Raw genomic sequence first — 12187 nt, 5'->3', positions numbered from 1 at the left:
CCACCTGATGGGACGCGCGTCGGGGCGGAAAAGGCCGAAGGCCCGCAATGCCCGACAAAATTCGACTCGTGCTCATTCGAGGCGATCATTGTCAATGAATTCACCGGTACCAATCCACTCGCGCCGGGACTACGGAACGGTCACGGATCCGGCCTTGCGCAACGGAGCGGCAACGGCCGCGCAACGACCGGGTGTGCCCGCGCGGCCGCGCTGGGGTGTTCGTCACCTTGTCCGGATGGCGGGAAAGTCGATCATGAGAACGGGGTGGAACGGGTGTGCGGCAGCGTGATCGCCGTTCCGATTCGGGATTGAGTTGGTCACGGCTTGGCCGATGTCCCCGGGAGGCGTTGATCGAACCGCGCGGCGCCGGTAAGACTCGGACCGGCCTCGGGGCGGCCACTGGACGTGGTCGAGAACCTGAGGACCCGAGGGAGAGCGCGTGGAATCGGCGCAGCAGCTGTTCGGCACCGCCGTCGACCTGGAAGCCTCTGGTGATCTTCGCGGGGCGAAGGCGTTGTACGACAAGGCGATCGAGACCGGTGACGAGGAGTACGCGCCCGCAGCGGCGGTCCGGCTCGGCGGTGTGCTCGCCGCGCTCGGCGATCTGGGGGGCGCTCGCTCGGCCTACCGCGACGCCGTCGACTCGGGGCATCCGCTGCACGCCCGGGTGGCCGCGCGCAGGCTCGGCGGCCCGGCGATGCCGCCGCTGGCGGCGGCCGAGCCGAAGCTGCTGGAGCCGGTGGCCAACCCGGATCTCTACCGCCGCAACGCTTTCCGGCTCAGCGGTCTTCCCGTCGACGCCACCGCGCGCGACCTGCGCCGCCGTGGTGAGCACCTGCGCGCCGCCGAGCGGCTCGGTGCCCCCGTCACGGTCACCTCCAGCCCGCTGCCGCCGGTGCCCGCACCCGAGCCCGCGGCCGTCCGTGAGGCGCTGAGCATCGTCCGCGACCCCACGAGACGGATCGTCGAAGAGGTTTTCTGGTTCTGGGAAAGGCAGTCGGAGCAAGCCGAGGACAGCGGTCCGGCCCTGCACGACGCCGCCGTACTGGCACATGCCCAAGCGTTGGACGCCGGGCACGACGCGGACCCGGCGCTGTGGCGGCGCGCGTACGAGTACTGGAACGCGGTGCTGGACGAAACCGAGTGCTGGCAATGGATCGAGCAGCGCGTGGCCCAGCTCGACGACCGCAGGCTGAGCCAGCGGACGGTGGACACCATCCGCGCGGAGCTGCCGAGGGCGCTGCTCGCCCCGCAGGCGACGCTGACGGTCCGCGCCGCCGAGGCGGGTGACGAGCGGACCGCCCGCGCGCACCTGGAGTCCCTGCGCCGGTCGGGGTTCGCCGCCGACACGGTCACCGAGGCGCTCGCGGCCGCGACCAGGCACCTCACCTCCCGCATCCGGGCGGCCTGCCAGCACGCCGAGCAGGTCACGGCCGCCGATCCTGAGGACGGCTCCGAGGCCGTCGACACGATGCTGGAGCAGGTGGAGCCGCTGCTGCGCGCACTTCGGCTGGCGCTGGGCGAGGGCTCAGCCGCCTTCGGCGCCGCCGCCGACGCGGTGGCGTTGTCGGTCAACACCTGCGTGATCCGCTACGTCAACGCGGGGCACGACTTCGGCGACGCGTTCGAGCAGTTGGAAGAGGTGCTGGACATCGCCGTCAGCCGCCAGGTGCGCGCCGCGATCGAGCCCAGCTTCGTCGCGGCGGGCTCCAACGTGCTCGGCGAGCACTGCGAGGACGCCGCCGCCCGCGCCGCCGCGCTGCCGGAGGAGGGCGCGCGGATCGCCGAGAGCCTGCTCGCCGTGGTCCGGCCGACCCTGACCGTCCTGGCGGAGCGCGTGGACCCGCTGGACGCGCACTACCGCGAGTGCCTGGACGGGGTGGCGCTGTGCGTGGTCAGCTGCCTGGGCTCCTACCACGGCGCGACCGGCGACGACGAGGCCACGATCGCGGGGCTCGGCAGCGCGCTGGGGGTCGCCGTCGGCGCCGAGGTGAGGTCGGCGATCGAGCAGGCGATCGAGGTGGTGCGGGGCGGACACGGCACGGACTGCTGGTTCTGCCGGGGCAAGGCCCATGACGGCACCACCTTCGAGGCCGCGCTGCACGGCGAGGTCGACCACTCCGCCCTGCCGAGGGTGACGTGGAAGACCGCCACGGTGCCGGTGCCGCGCTGCATCGGCTGCTTCGCCGAGCACAACAAGAAGGACTGGCTCGACTCCGGCTGGGTGGCCGCGCCGATCCCGCTGCTCGGCGTGCCCGCGCTGGTCATCGGTGCCGGGTGGCTCATCACCTCGGACACCGCCGTGGTCCTGGTCGTGCTGTTCGTGCTCGTCTTCGTCTTCGTGCTGTTCGCCGTCTACGGCGCCCTGATCACCGCGCGGCAGCGCAGGGCGGCGCGGCGGTTGTCGCACCTGAACGCGTCGGTGTCGGGGTTCCCGCCGATCCAGCACCTGGAAGCGCTGGGCTGGCGGATCGGCGCGCGCCCACCCGGTCTCTAGCCCCTGTTCGCGAGGAGAACCATGGCTGTCCAACCCACCCCCCGCACGGTCCAGGTGGAGTCCCGTTCGCTGGCCGACGTCGCCACGGCGGTGTGGCGGCTGAGCACCAAGCTCGCCGATGAGAGCTCGCCGGCGCGGCGGCACGCGCAGACCGCGATGGACGCGCTCGCCGAGGCCGGGATCGAGGTCCAGTCCTACCGCGACCAGGGTTTCGACCCCGGCCTGGCGATCCGGGTGCTGGCCTTCCAGCCCCGTCCCGGGTTGGCGCGGGAGACCATCGTGGAGACCGTCCGGCCCACGATCTACCTGCACGGCAAGGTGATCGGCATGGGCGAGGTCATCGTCGGGACCCCGGTCAGCGAGAGCACGGCGGAGGGTGAGCGGTGAGCGGCACGGTCGACGTCGGCATCGACCTCGGTACCACCAACAGCGCCGTGGCGTTGCTGCGCGGCGTGGACACCGAGGTGCTCAAGAACAACGACGGTGACCAGACCACGCCATCGGCGGTGTGGATCGACCGCCGCGAGCGGCTCTACGTCGGCAGGGCCGCCCGTGACCGCGCCGAGCTCGACCCCGGCAACACGTGCATGGAGTTCAAGCTGCGCATGGGAACCTCGGGCGCGGCCAAGCGGTTCGAGACCAGCGGCAGGGAGCTGACCCCGGAGGAGCTCTCCGCCGAGGTGCTCAAGTCGCTGCGGGCCGACGTCCGCCAGCGCACCGGCGAGGAGATCGGGGCCGCGGTGGTCACCGTGCCCGCCGCCTTCGACATGAACTCCTGCGACGCCACCCGCCGCGCCGCGCGGCTGGCCGGGCTGTCGTTCTCCCCGCTGTTGCAGGAGCCCACCGCCGCGGCGCTGGCCTACGGGTTCCAGGCCGCGGAGGACAACGCGCTCTGGCTGGTCTACGACCTCGGCGGCGGCACGTTCGACGCGGCCGTCATCCAGCTGCGCGACGGCGAGTTCTCGGTGGTCAACGACCGCGGTGACAACTTCCTCGGCGGCAAGCTGATCGACTGGAAGATCGTGGAGGAGCTGCTGGTCCCCGCGGCGGTCCGGCAGGTGCCCGCGCTGTCCGGGCTCCGGCGCGGCGACCCCAGGTGGTTCGCGGCGGTCAACAAGCTCAAGCTCGCCGCGGAGACGGCGAAGATCCGACTGTCCAGAGTGGACACAGCGAACATCCTGGTCGAGCTGGAGGACGCCGACGGCAGGCGGGTGGAGTTCGACCACGAGCTGACCCGCGCCGATGTCGAGCGGCTGGCCGAGCCCCTGCTGGTGCGCTCGATCAACCTGTGCCACAAGGCGTTGCGGGAGCGCGAGCTCGGCCCGGCCGACATCGAGAAGGTCATCCTGGTCGGCGGGCCGACCTTGACGCCGTACCTGCGCGAGCGGCTCGCCGACCCGAAGCACGGGCTCGGGGTCCCGCTGGACTTCGGACAGGACCCGATGACCGTGGTCGCCAGGGGAGCGGCGATCTTCGCGGGCACCCAGCGGATCCCCGACCTGGGCGCGCCCGCCCCGGCCGCGGGCGGCTTCGCGGTGCGCTTCGAGTACCAGCCGGTCGGCCCCGACACCGAGCCGCTGGTCGCGGGCCGGGTCGAACCGGCGGAGCCGGGGCTGTCGGTGGAGCTGGTCAACTCCGAGACCCGCCCGCCGTGGCGCAGCGGCCGGATCACCGTCACCGACGCGGGCCTGTTCGCGGCCTCGCTGTGGGCGGAACCGGGGCGGCTCAACACCTTCGCGGTCGAGCTGACCGACAGCACGGGCGCGCGCCGCGAGGTCGAGCCGGACCGGATCACCTACACGGTCGGCGCGGTGGAGACCGAGCCGCCGCTGACCCACTCGATCGGCGTCGGCCTGGACGGCAACCAGACGCTGTGGTTGCTGGAGCGCGGGACCGGTCTGCCCGCGCGCCGCACGGTGACGCTGCGCACCACGGTCGCGGTGCGCGGCGGACAGGGCGGCGGGCTGATCCGGATCCCGGTGCTGGAAGGGGAGTACCAGCGCGCCGACCGCAACCGCCGCATCGGGCGGCTGGAGTTCGGCACGGAGCGGGTCGACCGCGCGGTGCCGGTGGGCAGCGAGGTGGTCTTCACCATCGAGGTCGACGAGTCCCGGCTGATCAAGGCCAGCGCCTACGTGCCGATCCTGGACGAGGAGTTCCAGGACACGGTGAACCTGCGCACGGAGTTCGCGCCGAGCCAGCAGAGCCTGGCGCGCGCGGCCGACCTGGAGCGCGAGCGGCTGGCCACGGTCCGCGAACGCCAGCGCGTGCTGGGCAACCCGGTCGCGGACGTGCTGATCGCGCGGATCGACAGCGAGCGGATCGTGCACGACGTGGAGTCGCTGGTGCGGGCGGCGAAGGCCGATCCGGACGCGGCGACCGCCGCGGAGCGCAGGCTGCTTGACCTGCGGGTGGCGATCGACGACGTCGAGGACGAGCTGGCGTGGCCGGAGCTGGTCGGCGAGGCGCGCGGCATGGTCGCCGAGGCCCGCGACATGATCGCCACCTACGGCGAGCAGTCCGACCGCGACGACCTCCCGCTCTACGAGGACGCGATCAACGCGGCGATCGAGTCCAGGGAGGCGGACCTGCTGCGGCAGCGGATGGAGGAGCTGCGGCTGCACGTGATGCGAGTGCTGGACCGCACCGGCGTGCTCCAGGTGCACTTCTTCCACAGCCTGGCCGAGATGCGGGGCGAGATGCGCAACGGCCCGCACGCCGACCGGCTGATCGCCGATGGCCACGCCGCCGTGGACGGCGGCGAGCTGAACCGGCTGCGCGGGGTGAACATGCAGCTGCGCGACCTGCTCCCGGAACCGCCGCTGCCGCCGGACCCGTTCAGCACGGTGGACCGGGCCCGCTGAGCGGACCCGGTCCTGCCGCCGCGGTCAGTTCAGGGCGGCGTCGAGGGTGATGGTGGTGCCGGAGAGCGCCTTGGTCACCGGGCAGGTGCTCTCGGCGAGCTTGGCGAGCTCGGCGAACTTCTCGGCGTCCACGCCGGGCACCGTGGCGCGCACGGTCAGCGCGATGCCGCTGATCCGGAAGCCGCCGCCGGCCTCCGGCCCGAGGGTGACCTCGGCGCTGACGTCGATGGAGTCGGCGACCAGGTCGTTGGCGCCGAGCACGCCGGAGAGGTTCATCGCCAGGCAGGAGGAGTGCGCGGCGGCGATGAGCTCCTCCGGGCTGGTCTGGCCGTCCGGGTTGCCCGCGCGGGTCGGGAACGACACGTCGAACTGGCCCGCGTTGGACGAGTCGAACGTGACGGTGCCCTTGCCGTTCTGGAGTCCGCCTTCCCAGTGGGTGGTGGCGTCGCGGCTCGGCATGGGGTGCCTCCTGAGTGAGTGGGTCGGTGTTCGGCGGACGAGGGAAAACATAGCCCGCGTTTACATCGCGCACAACTCAACGAAGGAGTGACGTGCGTCTCCGACCGTGTCCTTCGAGCGGGTGTCCCCCACTGACAACCGCACGGTTGCTCCTGTCCGGGACCGCGCGGTCGCGGGCGCGGCACGCCCTAGCTTCGCGGTCGTGAAGATCCAGGGAAAGCACATCGTGGTCACCGGCGCCGCCGGTGGCATCGGCCGCGCTCTCGTGCACCGCTTCGTCGCTGAGGGCGCTCGCGCCGTCGTCGCCGCCGACTACGACCTCGCGGGCGCGCAGGCCACCGCCGAGGTCGCCGGGCCGACCGTGACCGCCCGCCGGTTCGACGCCGGTGTCGAGTCCGACGTCAAGGACCTCGTCCGCCACGCCAACGACACCAACGGCCGCATCGATGTCTTCTTCTCCAACGCCGGGGTCACCGGCCCCGCCGGTGGCCCGCTGGAGACCACCGACGAGGACTGGGACTCGTTGTGGCGCATCCACGTCATGGCGCACGTCTGGGCCTCCCGCGCGGTTCTGCCGCAGATGCGCGAGGCGGGCGAGGGCTACCTGCTGAACACCGCCTCCGCCGCCGGTCTGCTCACCCAGCCCTCCGCGCTGCCCTACACGGTCACCAAGCACGCGGCCGTCGCGCTCGCCGAGTGGCTCTCGATCACCTACGGCAACGAGGGGATCCGCGTCTCGTGCGTGTGCCCGCAGGCCGTGCGGACGCAGATGCTCGACGCCGCCATGGGACAGACCGAAGGAGCGTCCACTGTGGTCGCCGCGGCCGGGCTGATCGACCCGGAGGACGTCGCCCAGTCCGTTGTGGACGGTATGGACGCCGAGCGGCTGCTGATTCTGCCGCACCCCGATGTCGCACAGCGGATGGCGTTCAAGGGCGCCGACCACGAGGGCTGGCTCGCCGACCTGCGCGCCAAGATCTGACCACCCAGGGAGACGAAGTCATGATCCGCGGAGTCCACCACGTCGGTGTGGCCACGAAGGACATCGAAGCCATCCTGCCGTTCTACCTCGACCTGATCGGGTGCGAGGTCGTCACCGACTACCGGTGGGAACCGGGCAACAAGGCAGCCGACCAGGTCACCGGCCTGACCGGCACCTCGGCGCGAAGCCTCATGCTGCGCAAGGGGAACGCCTACGTCGAGCTGTTCCAGTACTTCACCCCCGAGCCCGGCAGGCCCAACGCCGAGCTGAAGCCGCACGAGCCGGGCGTCACGCACTTCTGCCTTGACGTCACGGACATCCACGGCGAGTACGAGCGGCTCAGCGCGGCCGGGGTGCCGTTCAACAGCGAGCCGCAGGAGGTCTTCCCCGGCGTCTGGACCGCCTACGGTCACGACCCGGACGGCAACATCGTTGAGCTGCAAGAGGTTCTCGACCCCCAGCACCGGATCGCCCTGCCCTGGCTCCCGGAGGAGAAGTGATGTCGTTGGACAGGTTCACCATCGCGGTCGGCGAGCACGAGTACGACGCGCTCGCGGCCGGACCGAGGGACGGGCAGCTGGTGTTGCTCCTGCACGGCTGGCCGGAGTTCGCCGACTGCTGGACCGAGGAGATCAACGCCCTCGCGGACGCCGGATACCGCGCGGTGGCGGTGGACCAGCGCGGCTACTCGCCGGGCGCGCGACCGCGGGAGATCGCCGAATACCACGTGGAGCACCTCGTCTCCGATGTGATCGCCTTCGCTGACGCCCTTGGCGCGCAACGGTTCCACCTCGTCGCCCACGACTGGGGCGGCATCGTGGCGTGGGCGGTCGCCGGAGCGCACCCGGACCGGCTGGTCACGCTGTCGGTGCTCGCGACGCCGCACCCGGAGGCGCTCGGCGAGGTGATCGCCAGCTCCGAGGACCAGTCCCGCCGGGTCGACTACGTCCGGTTCTTCCGGCAGCCGGGCGGTCTCGCCGAGCAGTCGCTGCTCGCCGACGACGCCCAGCGGCTGCGCGCCGCCTACGGCGGGCGGGTTCCCGCGCACCTGGTCGAGGAGAACGTGCGGCGGCTGTCCGAGCCGGGAGCGCTGACCGCGACGCTGAACTGGTACCGCGCCGCCAACGACCAGCTCCGCATCCCGGCGGGGCGGACCACCGTGCCCACGCTCTACCTCTGGGGCAGCGAGGACGTGGCGCTCGGCCGCGAGGCCGCGCACCGCACGGAGGCCTTCGTCGACGCGCCCTACCGCTTCGTCGAGCTGACCGGCGCCAGCCACTGGCTGCCGGAGGAGGCGCCGGACGAGGTGATCCCCGAGCTGCTGGCGCACCTGGCCCGCTGAACTGCCCGGAACCGGTTCCGCCACGGGTATTGCCCTTGGCGGTCCCGGCCGGACATACTCCCGATCACGCACGAGCCCGGCGGCCCCTGCACCTCGCCGGGCTCCTGTCCCGTAGTCACCGCTGACTGCCGCCTCAGTGGTGTCCACGGACGCCTCCGCCCCCGCGGAGCGTCCTGGGTCCCTGCATGAGAGGCGAGCGTGATGTCAACGAAACTCCCTGCGCGCGCGTTCCGCGCCGGTGCGGCCATGGTCGCCGTGCTGGCACTCGCACTGGGCGGCACCGCCCAGGCCGCCAACCCGGCTCCCGCCAGCGGGCCGACGACCATGGCGACGACCTTCTCCGACGAGTTCAACGCCCCGGCGGGCACCCCGGTCGACGGCTCGAAATGGCAGCTGGAGACCGGCGACAACGTCAACAACCACGAGCGGCAGTACTACACCAACAGCACCAGCAACGCGGTGCACGACGGTGCTGGCAACCTGGTCATCACCGCCCGCAAGGAGAACCCCGGCAACTACCAGTGCTGGTACGGCCGGTGCGAGTACACCTCGGCGCGACTGAACACCGCGGGCCGGTTCACCCAGGCGTACGGCCGTTTCGAGGCGCGGATGAAGCTCCCGCGCGGCCAGGGCATGTGGCCGGCGTTCTGGATGCTGGGCAACAACATGGGCAGTGTCGGCTGGCCGCAGGCCGGTGAGATCGACATCATGGAGAACGTCGGCTTCGAGCCGAACACCGTGCACGGCACGCTGCACGGCCCCGGCTACTCCGGCTCCGGGGGCATCGGCGCCGCCTACAACGGCCCCAACTTCTCCGACGGCTTCCACACCTACGCCGTCGACTGGGCGCCGAACCGGATCACCTGGTACGTCGACGGGAACGCCTACCAGACGCGCACTCCTGCCGACCTCGGCGGCCGCCAGTGGGTCTTCGACCACCCGTTCTTCCTGATCCTCAACCTGGCCGTCGGCGGCTACTGGCCGGGTGACCCCAACGCCAGCACGGTCTTCCCGCAGCAGCTGGTCGTGGACTACGTCCGCGTCACGGACGGCAACGGCGGAGGTGGCAGCCCGACCGGCCCGACCGGCCGGATCACCGGCCTCGCGGGCAAGTGCGTCGACGTGGCGAACGCCAACAACGCCAACGGAACGCCGATCCAGCTCCATGACTGCAACGGCAACGCCGCGCAGAACTGGACCGTCGCCTCCGACGGCACGATCCGCGCACTGGGCAAGTGCCTCGACGTGAACAACAACGGCGCCAACGACGGTGCGGCAGTGGTGTTGTGGGACTGCCACGGCGGAGCGAACCAGCAGTGGGCGACGCCCGCGGCGGGGGACATCGTCAGCATCTCGGGGAACAGGTGCCTGGACGTGACGGGCAACAACTCCGCCAACGGCACCCGGTTGCAGGTGTGGTCCTGCTCGGGCGCCGCGAACCAGAAGTGGAGCGTTCCGCGCTAGGTCCGAAAGAACGTAATCTGCCGCTTTTCCCTGCTGTAGAAGGGAAAAGCGGCAGGTCTCTTTTGGGTAACATGCCCCTGTTGTTGTGCTGACAGGGAGAGAGCGACTGTGCTGAACAGACTGAGAAAGACACGGGCGCTCGTACTGTGCGTGGGGGCCGCGGTGCTGGTGACGGCGAGCCCGGCGCTCGCGCACCCCGTCCCCGCGGTGACCTGGGGAGCCTGTTCCCAGCTCCCGGCGGAGCTGGAGTGCGCCAAGCTCGACGTGCCCCTGGACTACCGCGCCCCGGCTTCCGGCAGCCTCACGATCGACGTGAGCAGGCTGAAGGCGACGGGCGGCAAGGGGCGGGAGCTCCTGCTGCTCAACCCCGGCGGCCCCGGCGGCGAGGGCATCGGCCTGCCGATGGCGTTCAAGGACAACGCGATCGCGGCGAAGTTCGAGGTCGTCGGCTTCAACCCGAGGGGAACCGGGAGCTCCCTGCTGGACTGCGGCACCGGTCCGGAGCCCGGTCTTCCGGTCACCAGGCCGACCGAGGAGCAGATCCGGCAGTACACCCTGGACGCGCGGCGTCGCGAGCGCGCGTGCCAGCAGGCGGGAGGCGCGGTCCGGCGGCACATCAACACGCCGAACGCCGCACGCGACATGGACGTCATCCGGGCCGCCCTGGGCGGCAAGAAGATCAACTATCTCGGCTTCTCGTACGGGACGTACCTCGGAGCGGTCTACGGCTCGCTGTTCCCGCACCGGATGAACCGCAGCGTCTTCGACTCCTCGATGAACCCGGACTGGCTGTACTACGAGCAGGCCAAGCAGCAGGCGGTGTCCGCCCGCCAGAACTTCCGCACCTGGTCGGCATGGGCCGCTGAGCACGACGCCCAGTACGGTTTCGGCGCAACGGCGACGGCAGTTCAGTCCACAATGGACAACCTCGGGCAGCGGCTCGCGCGGAAGCCGTTGGTGGTCCAGGGCGCGCCGCACCCGATCGACCGCAACGCCTTGGACATCGTGCTGGGATCGCAGACCCCGAACCGCGCGGCGTGGGACGTGTTCGCCGCGACCATCAAGAAGGTGCGCGACGCGGCGGCGTCGGGAACGCTGGACCTGGACACCGCGAAGGCGATCGGCCTGATGCTCGACGATCTCCGGATCGGATTGGGACTGCTGCACTCCGGCGCGTTCGCCACGGTGACGTGCGAGGCGGACTGGTCGCGTGACACGCGGCTCTACGCCGACCAGATGCGCCACTTCGCGGCGATCTACCCCTACGGACGCGGTGCGCACGCCGCAGCAGCCTCGGAATGCGCGTTCCGGTCGTTCACCCCACCCGAGCCGATGGTGAACCTGCGCCGTGCGGGTTACCCGACGGGCCTTGTGGTGCAAGGGGACCACGACCCGGTGACGGGATACGCGGGCGGCCCCGTGATGGCATCGCGAATGGGCTACCGCCTCGTGTCCGTTGTAGACAGTGGAGTGCACGGGCACTACGCGCGCAACGACTGCGTCACCAAGGTGATCGACGCCTACCTAGTCGACGGAGTCCTGCCCGCGAACGGAACCGCGTGTGCGGCCGCCCCTCGCCCGGTCCCGGCCGCGTCGTCAAGCGGTTCGCTGGAGGACCGGATCCGAGACGTCCTGGCAACCTCGCGGGCCAGATAGCCCGCGCTCGTGCAGTGGCAGTCGCGGGGCCTCGGCAATGCCGAGGCCCCGCGTCCGTCTCGCCGCTCGGGTGCCGTCCCGTCTCGCCGCTTGGGTGCCGTCCCGTCGCCCGGTTGGGGAGTGGTGTGTCTTCGGTTTCCCTTTCGCTCCAACGGGTTTGCCCGTGCAGTGACTGTGTCGCCGAGGTGATCGTTGCCTGCCTCGTTGACGGAGTCCTGTCCGCGAGCGGGACCGTGTGTGCGGCCGTCTCTCGGCCGGTCCTGGTCGCGTCGTCAAGCGGTTCGTTGGAGGACCGGGTCCGGGGCGTTCTGGCAATCTCGCCGCTCGGGTACGGTCCCGTCACCCGGTTGGGGAGTGCCGCGTCTCCGATTTCCCTTTCACCCCAACGGTTTCACCCGCTCGCGCTTTGCTGTCGATCACGTGTTCGAGTTCAATGGAAACCGAAAGGAGGTGAACCCCCATGGACACCCACGACTACATCGATCACTTGTCGGAGCACCTCGCGTCCGGCCGTTCGAACCAGATGCCCGAAGCCGAGATCCTGCCCATGTTGCAGGCCCTGGAGAAAGCCTCCCGGCTCATCACCGCCGTCTCCCACGAGTTAGCGACCCAGGCCGAGCAGCGCAGCCTGCACACCCGGCACGGCTGCCGCGACATCGCCGCCCTGCTGCGCGGCGCGCTCAACCTGACCCCGCACGAAGCCCGCCGACGCGGCCGTCTCGTCCACGAACTCCCCGCCCTCCCCGAAACCCAGCAAGCCCTGCGGGAGGGTGCGATCACCCTCGACCACGCCCTCGCGGTCTCCGACGTCCTCCGCGCCCTCCCCGCCACCCTCCCGGTCGAGGTCACCGACGACGCCGAGAAAGTCCTGGCCGAGCAGGCCCGGTTCCTCAACCACAAAGAACTCCAGAAGGCCGGAAAAC

The 12187-nt window shown here is 71.0% G+C and carries 10 protein-coding genes; 9 read left to right on the top strand and 1 reads right to left on the bottom strand.

What is annotated here, in order from left to right:
• Positions 1 to 439: 439 nt before the first annotated feature.
• Genes ACFFQA_RS26490 through ACFFQA_RS26480 form a run of 3 tightly spaced genes read left to right on the top strand, consistent with a single transcriptional unit; the run spans position 440 to position 5361 of the window.
• Entirely contained in the window at positions 440 to 2497 is a 2058-nt protein-coding gene (locus ACFFQA_RS26490; protein WP_377857774.1) for a hypothetical protein, read from the top strand.
• 21 nt (positions 2498 to 2518) lie between these two features.
• The gene (locus ACFFQA_RS26485; RefSeq protein ID WP_377857770.1) at positions 2519 to 2884 is read left to right on the top strand and encodes a hypothetical protein; all 366 of its coding nucleotides are present in this window, start codon (positions 2519 to 2521) and stop codon (positions 2882 to 2884) included.
• A complete protein-coding gene (locus ACFFQA_RS26480) occupies positions 2881 to 5361 on the top strand; it encodes an Hsp70 family protein (protein ID WP_377857767.1) in 2481 nt (826 codons plus the stop codon). The genes ACFFQA_RS26485 and ACFFQA_RS26480 overlap by 4 nt, the downstream gene beginning before the upstream one ends.
• 24 nt (positions 5362 to 5385) lie before the next feature.
• Here the strand turns inward: ACFFQA_RS26480 and ACFFQA_RS26475 are convergent, their stop codons facing one another.
• Positions 5386 to 5820, bottom strand: coding sequence for an OsmC family peroxiredoxin (locus ACFFQA_RS26475; protein ID WP_377857763.1), 435 nt, complete (start codon positions 5818 to 5820; stop codon positions 5386 to 5388).
• Between the two features lie 202 nt (positions 5821 to 6022).
• Here ACFFQA_RS26475 and ACFFQA_RS26470 point away from each other — a divergent pair, with 202 nt between their 5' ends.
• From ACFFQA_RS26470 to ACFFQA_RS26445, 6 genes are all read left to right on the top strand, one after another.
• Complete coding sequence (locus tag ACFFQA_RS26470) at positions 6023 to 6802, top strand: SDR family oxidoreductase (RefSeq protein ID WP_377857760.1); 780 nt, start codon at positions 6023 to 6025, stop codon at positions 6800 to 6802.
• Positions 6803 to 6822: 20 nt separating this feature from the next.
• Entirely contained in the window at positions 6823 to 7302 is a 480-nt protein-coding gene (locus ACFFQA_RS26465; protein WP_377857757.1) for a VOC family protein, read from the top strand.
• Positions 7302 to 8144, top strand: a complete 843-nt coding sequence (locus ACFFQA_RS26460; protein ID WP_377857753.1) for an alpha/beta fold hydrolase — start codon at positions 7302 to 7304, stop codon at positions 8142 to 8144. Before ACFFQA_RS26465 ends, ACFFQA_RS26460 begins: the two co-directional genes overlap by 1 nt.
• Before the next feature lie 201 nt (positions 8145 to 8345).
• Positions 8346 to 9608: a family 16 glycosylhydrolase gene (locus ACFFQA_RS26455; protein WP_377857749.1), complete on the top strand. Its 1263-nt coding sequence runs from the start codon at positions 8346 to 8348 to the stop codon at positions 9606 to 9608.
• 108 nt (positions 9609 to 9716) lie between these two features.
• Positions 9717 to 11264 (top strand): alpha/beta fold hydrolase, encoded by a 1548-nt coding sequence (locus tag ACFFQA_RS26450; RefSeq protein WP_377857745.1) that lies wholly within the window; start codon positions 9717 to 9719, stop codon positions 11262 to 11264.
• Between the two features lie 460 nt (positions 11265 to 11724).
• On the top strand, positions 11725 to 12187 hold a 463-nt coding region (locus tag ACFFQA_RS26445; protein ID WP_377857742.1), incomplete at its 3' end, for a DUF222 domain-containing protein.

The sequence above is a fragment of the Allokutzneria oryzae genome (assembly GCF_042429765.1).
Lineage (GTDB): Bacteria > Actinomycetota > Actinomycetes > Mycobacteriales > Pseudonocardiaceae > Allokutzneria > Allokutzneria oryzae.
The sequence above is the reverse complement of the archived record's forward strand: the minus strand, read 5'-3'. Positions and strand labels throughout refer to the sequence as shown.

What these genes read in the sequence shown, in the direction of transcription:
- ACFFQA_RS26485 (WP_377857770.1), top strand. Translation starts at nt 2,519, where the DNA reads ATGGCTGTCCAACCCACCCCCCGCACGGTCCAGGTGGAGTCCCGTTCG.
- ACFFQA_RS26475 (WP_377857763.1), bottom strand. Translation starts at nt 5,820, where the DNA reads ATGCCGAGCCGCGACGCCACCACCCACTGGGAAGGCGGACTCCAGAAC.
- ACFFQA_RS26465 (WP_377857757.1), top strand. Translation starts at nt 6,823, where the DNA reads ATGATCCGCGGAGTCCACCACGTCGGTGTGGCCACGAAGGACATCGAA.
- ACFFQA_RS26460 (WP_377857753.1), top strand. Translation starts at nt 7,302, where the DNA reads ATGTCGTTGGACAGGTTCACCATCGCGGTCGGCGAGCACGAGTACGAC.
- ACFFQA_RS26455 (WP_377857749.1), top strand. Translation starts at nt 8,346, where the DNA reads ATGTCAACGAAACTCCCTGCGCGCGCGTTCCGCGCCGGTGCGGCCATG.